Source organism: Rhizobium sp. WYCCWR 11146, from assembly GCF_013591995.1.
GTDB classification, from domain to species: Bacteria; Pseudomonadota; Alphaproteobacteria; order Rhizobiales; family Rhizobiaceae; genus Rhizobium; species Rhizobium indicum.
Window position 1 is genome coordinate 258,131 of record NZ_JACCEY010000015.1, and the last position, 7,453, is coordinate 265,583.

General features: G+C 58.9%; 8 protein-coding genes and 1 pseudogene. 2 read left to right on the forward strand and 7 right to left on the reverse strand.

Annotation, left to right across the window (positions count from 1 at the left end; all coding sequences use genetic code 11):
• Positions 1-170 precede the first annotated feature (170 nt).
• The 4 genes from HX899_RS09915 to HX899_RS09930 form a co-directional block, all read right to left on the reverse strand.
• The gene (locus HX899_RS09915) at positions 171-953 is read right to left on the reverse strand and encodes a 3-hydroxybutyrate dehydrogenase (protein WP_138334167.1); all 783 of its coding nucleotides are present in this window, start codon (positions 951-953) and stop codon (positions 171-173) included.
• Positions 954-964: 11 nt separating this feature from the next.
• A complete protein-coding gene (locus HX899_RS09920; RefSeq protein WP_011649696.1) occupies positions 965-1,705 on the reverse strand; it encodes an acetoacetate decarboxylase in 741 nt (246 codons plus the stop codon).
• Entirely contained in the window at positions 1,702-2,832 is a 1,131-nt protein-coding gene (locus tag HX899_RS09925) for a patatin-like phospholipase family protein (RefSeq protein ID WP_029875401.1), read from the reverse strand. The genes HX899_RS09920 and HX899_RS09925 overlap by 4 nt, the downstream gene beginning before the upstream one ends.
• A gap of 140 nt (positions 2,833-2,972) precedes the next feature.
• Positions 2,973-3,158: a hypothetical protein gene (locus tag HX899_RS09930; protein ID WP_171599573.1), complete on the reverse strand. Its 186-nt coding sequence runs from the start codon at positions 3,156-3,158 to the stop codon at positions 2,973-2,975.
• Between the two features lie 167 nt (positions 3,159-3,325).
• On the opposite strand from HX899_RS09930, the gene HX899_RS35445 reads away from it, so the two are divergent.
• Together HX899_RS35445 and HX899_RS09935 are read left to right on the forward strand one after the other, a co-directional pair.
• Positions 3,326-3,454, forward strand: a complete 129-nt coding sequence (locus HX899_RS35445; RefSeq protein ID WP_280818223.1) for a hypothetical protein — start codon at positions 3,326-3,328, stop codon at positions 3,452-3,454.
• A 58-nt stretch (positions 3,455-3,512) separates the two neighbouring features.
• Complete coding sequence (locus HX899_RS09935) at positions 3,513-3,917, forward strand: host attachment protein (RefSeq protein ID WP_062941740.1); 405 nt, start codon at positions 3,513-3,515, stop codon at positions 3,915-3,917.
• Positions 3,918-4,011: 94 nt separating this feature from the next.
• Here HX899_RS09935 and HX899_RS09940 read toward each other — a convergent pair.
• The 3 genes and pseudogenes from HX899_RS09940 to HX899_RS09950 form a co-directional block, all read right to left on the reverse strand.
• Positions 4,012-4,203, reverse strand: a pseudogene (locus tag HX899_RS09940) (IS5/IS1182 family transposase); the annotation flags it as partial.
• 134 nt (positions 4,204-4,337) lie between these two features.
• A complete protein-coding gene (locus HX899_RS09945; RefSeq protein WP_138334170.1) occupies positions 4,338-5,816 on the reverse strand; it encodes a lipopolysaccharide biosynthesis protein in 1,479 nt (492 codons plus the stop codon).
• A 277-nt stretch (positions 5,817-6,093) separates the two neighbouring features.
• The gene (locus tag HX899_RS09950) at positions 6,094-7,122 is read right to left on the reverse strand and encodes a polysaccharide pyruvyl transferase family protein (RefSeq protein WP_062941743.1); all 1,029 of its coding nucleotides are present in this window, start codon (positions 7,120-7,122) and stop codon (positions 6,094-6,096) included.
• Positions 7,123-7,453 lie beyond the last annotated feature (331 nt).

Below are 7,453 nucleotides of genomic sequence, written 5' to 3' on the forward strand. Positions count from 1 at the left end.
AGCATTCCGTGACTCGGAGAAAAACGGAACCGATCTAGTTGCGGCCCCGGCTCCCGGCGCGACATGGACCGAAGCCGAAGGTCTTCCCATATGCAGGCAACGCGGCATCGACGGCACATTCAACAGCGTTGAGCCTTGACGGACCCACATGCGATGCCTCAGCGAGACCGTTACTGCATGTACCAGCCATGGCTAACGACCAGTGACTGGCCGGTGAGAGCATTGGTCTCGAAATCGGCAAACAGCAGCGCCACTTCGGCGACATCGTCGACCGTGGTAAACTGTGCATCCACCGTGCCGCCGAGCATTACCTTCTTGATGACCTCGTCTTCGGAAATTCCGAGTTCCTTTGCCTGTTCCGGAATTTGCTTGTCGACGAGCGGCGTCCGGACGAAGCCGGGACAGATGACGTTGGCGCGCACGCCATCCGGTCCGCCTTCCTTGGCGACCACGCGAGCAAGGCCGAGCAAGCCGTGCTTGGCGGTGACGTAGGCCGATTTCAGCGGCGAAGCCTCATGCGAATGCACCGAGCCCATATAGATGATCGCGCCGCCCTTCTGCGCCTTCATATGTGGAACGCAAGCCTTGGTGGTGAGGAACGCGCCATCGAGATGGATGGCGAGCATCTTCTTCCAGTCGGAAAAGGCGTAGTCCTCGATCTTGTTGACGATCTGGATGCCGGCATTGGAGACGAGCACGTCCACCCGGCCCCACTTGGTTACGACGGCGGCGACGCCGGCATTCACGGCTTCCTCGCTGGTCACGTCCATCGCAAGACCGATCGCCTCGCCCGGGCCCGCAGCCGTCAAGTCCTTGGCCGCCGCTTCCGCCGCCTCGAGCTTAAGGTCGGCGATGACGACCTTGGCACCTTCTGAAACGTATTTTTTGGCGATCGCCAGTCCGATACCGCTGGCCGAGCCGGTGACGATGCAGACCTTGTCCCTGAGCTTCATGGTTCGACTCCTTATTTTGCAAGATAATCATGGACCACTTCGCCGAGGCCCAGCGTCAGGTCCGAGAGAATATGGACGGCGGATTTGACCTCAAGCACCGGCAGATCGGCGACCGGCGCCAGCGCGTGCGGAAACAGCGCCAGGGCGCCCGGTCCTTCCCACGCGCCCTTCACCGTCAGATCCTCCAGATAGTAGCGCACCAGTTCGCAGATGCGCGGTGTGCAATCGACATGTGGAATAATCTTCAGCATGAAATTCGGCTGCTTCAGGCTTTCGAGGATTTTCGCCTCGTCGAGTGACCGATGCTTGAAGCCCATCGTTGCGGTGGCGACGCGCTGACCGCCATAGTCGAGCGTGCCGACCAGCGCATCCTTGACGGATGTCAGCGATGGCTCGGCCAGTTTCTTCGGAAAGCCCCAGATTTCGCGTCCGCCGGCGATCGGCGCGTCGTCGTTGAGATACATGGAATGCACGTAACCGCCATGGACCCCTTGATAGGTCACCGGGATGACCTGGCCGGATTCGGTATAGTCGCCAAAGCCGGTCGAGTCCGGCATGCGGATGAATTCGTATTTCACCAGCGGCTCATCGAACTGCAGCGGTTCGGGCACGACCCGGCGCAGGGCCTCCGGATCGGTGCGATAGGTGATGATCATATATTCGCGATTGACGAACCGGTACGGCCCGGGCGGGTAGGATGGACTGGTCAGCGGCATGGCAAAGGCATTGCGAACGACATCTTCAATTTTCATGGTTTTTTCCCACGCAGGCGTTGCTCGGCAAGGTCGAAAATCCGTATCCCATTGGTCGGACGCGTTCGGTCGAGCCAATCTGGATGGTTCAGCGTCTCGACCACATCGTCATGGCCGGCCTTCCAGTGTTCCTCCACGGAGAGCCGCGAAAACTCATAGTCCTTAGATCCGGTTTCATACGCGGCATGCCGATAGATCAGGTGCACCATGGTGACGGCGCAATCATTGCCGATCTTTTCAAGGAGCCTCGCATCAGGATCGTCCTTCAGCTCAGGCGGCAGCTTTTCAGTCAGCCTCTTGGCCGCCATGCGCACCGACTGAAGCTTGCGGAACTGGTCGGTGTTGAGCCGCGTGCGGCTGGAAAAACGGATTTCCTTCTCGCGGGCATCCACGTCAAAGACATCCTTCGGCAGCACGCCCTTGGCGCTGAACAAATCGACCTGGAAGATGCAAAGATCTGTCTCCAACTCGCTACCACCGAGAATGCGCTGCAGCGGCGTGTTGGAAACGATACCTCCATCCCAATAATAGCGGCCGTCGATCTCGACGGGCGCAAAACCCGGCGGCAACGCCCCGGAGGCGGCCACGTGTTTGGGCGAAAACGCGCAATCGCGGTTGTCGAAATAATTGAAGTTACCGCTAACAACATCGACTGCGCCGAGGCTCAGACGGATGGCACCTGAATTGATCAGGTCGAAATCGACCAGACCGGCGAGGGTCTCCTGCAGCGGCGCGGTGTCGTAAAGGCTGATCGCGGCCATCGGATCGCCCGGGATGTTCCATGGCGCAAAGACGCGCGGCGTGAAAAAGCCGGGAACGCCGGTCAAAGACCCCAGAAAAGCGGAGGATTCGTTGAACCATTTGCGCATCGCATTGCCATTGCCGAGAAAATGGCCGGGCAGTCCGGACGAGACCCGATGCCAGAAGGTCCTTAGGTTATCGACACGCTGATCGACGGGGCTTCCGGCAATGATGGCTGAGTTGATCGAACCGATAGATATCCCGGCCAGCCAGTCGGGGCGGATGCCAGCCTCATGCAAAGCTTCGTAAGCGCCGGCCTGGTAGGCACCCAAAGCACCACCGCCCTGAAACACCAGCACGGTTTTCTCTGTCGGAATAGTACTCACGGGGCGCTTTTCCTTAAATGCTGCAGCCGCTAACAAATAGCACAGGAAAGGCCATCGAGCTGCACAGGGCAAATTAAGTTTTAGTAATGCAGGAAGGCCTCTTCGCTAATCTTATTCATGCCATTTCAATGACTTGCTAGTCAAATCGGCGAATTCTTCGCAATCATTGAGGCCTTTTTGGTAGTCCCGCCGAGCGCATCTTGCAATGCAACAAAATGTGACAACACCGGCTGTGTGGAGATGTAGACCGCGAATTCACCCACGCCAGGCCAATCCTTCATTTCAGGTTTGCTACGCCGTTCGACCAGCGTCGTCAGCTGATTCAATCAACGAAGTCTCGCTTCGAGACAGTAGCACTCGCAAGTTCCATAATATCCGTTACGCCGCAAATTTATGTGTAGCCGCAAAGTTGAAGTGTCCTGTTTCTGCAAAGTTGGAATGTCACACTCCCCGGGTTTGATGACGGTGGAGATTGCGGATGGGATTGATAGCGATGAGCGAGCGCGACCTGCAACGGATCGAGATTCTATCGAAAGTGATCGCCGGCCGGATGACGATGGTGTCGGCAGGAAGAGCGAAACGTCGCTTCCGGAACAATGCGTCTTCATCCGAGTTTGCCTAGCTGGAGTAGCCGCTCGCGAAATCCCTCGTGAGTAGCGCCATCTTCACAGGAATCCCTAATGATATTACCGCAAGGCACAGTCGTCGCCGTCACTGACGGCGAGAAGCTAGACCTCTATCGCAATAACGGGTCGGGTACGGAGCTAAGTCTGTCCCTCATACATGGCGTATCGATTGTGGATGAAGCCAAAGGCTCCGGTGGACGTCACGGAAGCACGTCGGCAAATCCGGATGAAAGCCAGCTCGCCGAAGACGGGTTCTCCGCAGGCATCGCGCAGTACCTCAACAAGCAAGTGCTCGTGGGCGAGATCGAACATCTGGCTATCATTTCCGCGCCGCGTTCGCTGGGCGAACTGCGTAAGCACTACCACAAGTTTCTTGCTGCAAAACTCCTGCTTGAAATCCCCAAGGAGCTCACCGGCCACTCCGTCGAAGACATCGAGAAGGCCGTCCTGGGGGCTTGAGTTTCTGTCGAGACAGGCATCGAAACGCCCTATCATTTGGCGATTCTCAGTAGATTTATATTCGTTTTATCTTCACTGATTTCGCCTGTGGAGGAGCGATGTTGGTCTTCGAGCGATAGGCGCTGTGGGCCCACACCGTCGATGCCGTATTGTCCTTGGCGACGACATTCCTGAGTTGGGCGCCGTCATGGGCGCTCGCACTCGTCACCGTCCACCCCCGGATGAAGCCGTGCGCTCGGTCGATGCCGGCATGGTTTTTGTAACCGAACATCGGAATAGCAATGTCATGTGCCTGGTCGCGGCTGGTGTCGGAGTTTCCATGGGCTGCTTCGCCTTGGAATACTTCCCGTCCAACGCGCGTACACGCGGCTTCGGCGGTGTGTCTCTTGGGCCGCTACGTGCCGACTCAGGGTAGCTGGATTACGCGGGCGTTCGAAATTCTCCGCGGCGAACGAACTGGAGCAAATCCAACGCTTCGCGTTCGGGGCCTGCAGGCTTGCCGCTTGCCAGCCAAAGTACGAAGCTTGCCCCGAAATAGCCGATCCCGCCGATCGGTATCATGATCGCCAGTTGCAGGGACTCTGACCTGTCGGTGATCATGAGGCCGACGCCCCAGACACAGCCAGCCATAACCAGCGCGGCGACGATCGAACGCCAGCAGGCGAGAAGCTGAGCCCTCACTGACACGCCGGTGAGACGCCTCGCCAGGAAGACATACATCAGGATGCCGATCGCGGCGCTGATGCATCGCGCGAACAGAAGACCAACCAGCCCACCCCAGACCAGGCCGGCGAAAATCAGGGGAAAGCGGACGAAGATGAAAGCGAGGTCAAGCTGAAACAGCGACCGCGTGCAGCCGAGGCCCATTGCCAAGGGAGTCACCGGCATTTTAAAGGCGATGATGGCGAAGACCGCGCCTAACACCTGAGCCACCAGCGCGGCCGAGGACCACGCCGGGCCAAGGACCATGCTGACGAAGGGCTCGGCAACCAGCGCGAACCCAATGCCAACCGGCAGCGCCGCCGCAACAAGCAGGCCTTGGGATCGAAGGAATGCATGCCGCAGGCGTTCAGGATCGTCCTGAAGCCGTGCAAAGACTGGGAAGAGCAAGCTTGCAATCGGCGCCGTCGTTTCACGCACTGGCAGCGAGGCAAGCTTGTCGCCTACGGTGTACTGGCCGAGAGGGGCGGCGCCCAGCATGGCGCCAAGCGCAAGCTGGTCGGCGCGCCAGTTGAGCTCATTGAGGCCGGAGCTGAGCGCCACCCACCCGGAGAACGAGAACAGATTTCTCCAGTGAGCAAACGAAATGCGCGGCAAATAAGGAAGCAGGACGTACGACATGATCACACCGGCCACCTGCGAGGCGAGCGTGCCGATCACGAGCGCCCAGTAGCTGCGAAAAATCAGGGCGATGACGACGGCGACGACCACGCCAACCACCCTGTTGATCAGCTCGATGAATATCTCTTGGTGAAAGGAAAGGCGCCGCCGGAAGTCCACAAGCCGGGGGTTCACGAGGCCGCTGATCAGCGCGCCGCCTCCAAGCGCGAAGAATATGCCGATCAGACGGTCGTCCTGATAGGCCCATGCGACGGGATAACCTGCGCTAACCAGCAGGACGGCGATCGCCGCCGCGCGCAGCATGTTTAGTGTCCAGGCCGTATTGTAATGTTCTCGCTGCGGGCTCTTGTGCTGGATGAGGGCCGAACTGAGCGAAAGTTCGGTTATGGCCGCGATGATCGAAAGGACGATAGTCGCGAGGGTCACTAGGCCGAAATCGGCAGGTGATAGCAGTCGAGCCAGTACCAGCATGCTAACCACGCCCAGAAGATTTGAGACGACGCGTCCGCCGGCGGTCCACATTGCCCCGACACTCAGCTGTTTGCGTACACCTTCCAACGTTGTTTCCTCGCTTACGCTTACAGTGCTAATGCGGTGCAGTTCTCGTGAGAAATATTCATCGGGCCGTGGTGTCCAGCTATGTCTTGTTGGAGGTACAAGACGATCGAAAGGTCAGGTACATCTCAACCCTGACGGCTGAGGCAGAAGAAACAGCGAAGCCAAAATCCCAGGGCCAGGCAAGTACTCACTGGATCGGTCGCAGCCTCACTGAAGAGCTGAAAAATGTTGATCTGATTCATCGCAAGAGCATTTCAGTCGCTTTCTTCAACAGCCGCTAGACCGGGGTGCTCCGGGCGACGGTACGCGCAATCTCAAGGGCTTCCTCATATGTGTCGGCCCAGTGGACGGTGCTGTAGTTCCGACCTGTGTACTCGTACACAGCGCGGTTCTTGCCGAAGCGGTCGGGCAGCAGCACGCTGTGCTGCGAACGCAGGGCGCAGAGAATGTGTGGGTGCATGCGGTCAGTAACCAGCACCTTACCGGTATCCAGCCTGCGGTTGCCGCTCGCGAGCACGTAGCGCGCAAAGCGATCGTAGCTGCCGGCAATCTGCCTATTGACGATCGAACGGAGCGTTGGCGCCAGTTGGCGGACGCGGGAGAAAAAGCGCCCTGGAAACAGGATCCGCATGCCCGCGGAATCATAGTGCGTCCAGTCGAACACTTCGACGTCACTTGGCGCGAGGGATCCGACGCCCTCGATATCGTCGCGGGCGAGCCAGATGACATCGTGATCAGGCGCAGCGTGCCTTGGCTGCGGCGGGAGCAGCAGCGCGGAATCGTGGACCGTCTCCACATGGACGTTGCCGGGGAATACGTTGCGCGCTGACTCAGCGCTGACCGGGTCCCTGGCCAAAAGTACAGCATTGCGATGATTTCCGAAGAGCGTGCTCGCCTCGCGGCGGTCCTCGTCGTCGACGAACAGCATGGTCGACGGCAGCGACACGAGGCGATTACGGGGGCACGCCTCGGCGACGATGCGCTTGACCTCTGCGTGGCGCGGCCATAGGCGCGAGACCGTGACCCCGCCCGAGAAGAGTATCGTGCCGTCTCCCACAGCGCGAATCATTTGCTGAAGATCGAGGTTATGCCCATGCGCCGTATAGGCGATGGGCGCATTACGTTGCTTCAAATAGTCCATGGCGGCCACCCACATCATGTGGTTGCCGACATTGAAGTCGAACGGGAACTGCAGAAGCGCTACAGGCTGGCCTTCGGGGATGTATCGGTCGAGACACTCGCGAATCGCTCGCGCCTGCTGCGCCTTTTGCGCCGCGTCTTTAGGCGAAAGTGCTGTACCGGTCATGTGCGCCTACCCTCGATCATGCACTGCCGCGATTGGCGAATGCTGGAGCCTGTCTTTGCTAGCGGCCTACCAGGCGACAAACCGGCGCACGCCCTTGGACACTGTCATCCGCACCGCGCTGGAGGAGCCCTTACAGGCCCCCGAGCGAAGTGAAGCCAATGATTGCTGGTCTTGCGTCTTGGATCTTTGGCGCCGCGGTAGGCATCGATTCTCGAAGTCCTTGCTGTGTCTAGTGCAGGAGGTGCCGTCCCAAAAATGTCTTCTTGGACGGAGAAGGTTCAGTGCGTTCGGGTCACAAGCATGTGTCCAGCCGAGAGGTCAAAGTCCAGTC